We start from the raw sequence: 1,821 nt of genomic DNA on the forward strand, positions 1-1,821 counted from the left end.
TACTTCCCAGTTCTTTCCTCCGTCTGTTGTGCGCAAGATCTTTCCAAACTGCGGGTATCCTGCCGATGAACCGACGACTAACGCGTTATTTCTGTCGAGAGCATCTATCCCTAACAGAAACGAATTGCTTGTTCCTGCTGGTGGCTGCTCTTCCCAGCTTATTCTGCTGTCTTCGGTAAGAATTATCGTGTCAAAATCGCAGGCAGCCCAGCAAGTTTAACTGTCCAGCATCACTAGAGAGTTCAGGTCTTTTGCAAAGAGCGGGCCTCCCGTAACCCATTGTTTCCCGCCATTCGCGGTCACTACATAGTGGCCTTGGCCACCGTAGATGACTATATGATTTTCATCCGTGGCCTTCACGCCAATCCATCCATTGTCGTTGTAGTTGTTTGGTAGTTCAATCTCCTCCCAGTCTTGACCGCCATTTTCGCTTTTGAGAACTATGCCAGCTCTGGGTGTTGATTTGTTTCCAACCGCGTAGATCAAATTCTGGTTTATTGCATGGATTCCCTGAATCAAGTAATCTGCGGCGTTTTCGGGAAGGTTGCAAACAGTCCAGCTATCGCCACTGTCTTCAGAGAAGATGACAAGTCCGCTGTCGCCGCTGACCCAAATTCTATCTCCATAAACGGAGATGGAAGCAAAAAATGAATCGGTGGCAGTTTCCGATACTTCAATAATCTCCCAGTCGGAGCCACCGTTGTCTGTTCTTAATAGTAGTGCATTGGAACCTGCAGCCCAGACTCGATTGCGGTCAACTGCATATACGTCCTCCAAATCCTTTCCTTCCGGCAGAATATCCATTCCTTGACGCATCCAGGTTTTACCTGAATCATCTGAAAAGTAGAGCATCGCTATTCCGCTTTCATCGGTCTGTCCCACTACCCAGGCGCAGTAGCTCTTCGCTTTCGGAAAGGGTATACAGCTGGTGATGACAAACACGACTAATAGAAGACTTGTAGTCCAAATCAGACTTCTCTTCATCATTGCTTCCTCCTTTATATCAGGTTTATGAGAACTTCGTTCATTTTTCTGAAGATAATCATCGACACTTTTCTGGCCTTATCCCTTTGCAGTCTCTGGGACTAAATCGAGGCAGGCCTGTTCGTAATGTTTGGCAAGACTAAGTAAGTAATGCTCTTCAACAGTGAAATGATAGCACTTACGTTCTTCATAATGTATGGTAGGTTAGTCTACGAGAAGTGGATCGTTCATTCAGACGCTTCTTGATTGGACGAGTATCTGAAAATCTGAAGTCAAGGTTCTTGGAGGAGCGAAGTAGATGTCAGAAAGATTCAAAGCCCGAATTGAGGATCTCCAGCCAAGCCAGCAATATTTGTCAAAAGACAAGCTCAGAGCGATTCGGAATGAGGAGACTCTCAAGAGTGTTCAGGGTTCGGCCATTTATCTTGATGAAAGACTTTTATGGCAATGGGCATACACTAGCCGTAGCGGCAATCATAGAAGCTCAGGACTCAATGCTAGTCGAGATAACAGATGAGAGACTAGACCTAGAGGCGTATGAGGAATGTGTGAAGGGTGTAGAGGAAGAAATCTTCACTCCGTATGACCTTGTTGGCAGAATAATCAACCACGAGGATTACAGAGTACTCTGGTACGAAAGATGCGAACGTCTTCACGAAGAGTTGAAGCTGAAGCGAAGCATCATGTAGAGAATACTCCTCTCGGATAATTAGTTTAGCTTTATCACTGGGTTTGCTTCTAGGGCCTGCCTGCCTTATGCTCGTTGAGGGGCCTTTGATAATTAAGCGTGCTCATGACGAAGAATAATATTGCAGCAGCAAAACCTCCTGCCACGAA

General features: G+C 45.9%; 1 protein-coding gene and 1 pseudogene. One reads left to right on the forward strand and one right to left on the reverse strand.

From position 1 onward, the window contains the following. Positions 1-987: pseudogene (locus ENN47_10330) on the reverse strand (photosystem II stability/assembly factor-like protein). 380 nt (positions 988-1,367) lie between these two features. Between ENN47_10330 and ENN47_10335 the strand changes: the two are divergent. After that, positions 1,368-1,673 carry a hypothetical protein gene (locus ENN47_10335; GenBank protein HDP78557.1) on the forward strand — a complete coding sequence of 102 codons (306 nt, stop codon included), beginning with the start codon at positions 1,368-1,370 and terminating at the stop codon, positions 1,671-1,673. The last annotated feature ends 148 nt before the right edge of the window (positions 1,674-1,821 follow it).

This window comes from Mesotoga infera, assembly GCA_011045915.1.
GTDB classification, from domain to species: Bacteria; Thermotogota; Thermotogae; order Petrotogales; family Kosmotogaceae; genus Mesotoga; species Mesotoga infera_D.

What these genes read in the sequence shown, in the direction of transcription:
- ENN47_10335 (HDP78557.1), top strand. Translation starts at nt 1,368, where the DNA reads ATGAGGAGACTCTCAAGAGTGTTCAGGGTTCGGCCATTTATCTTGATG.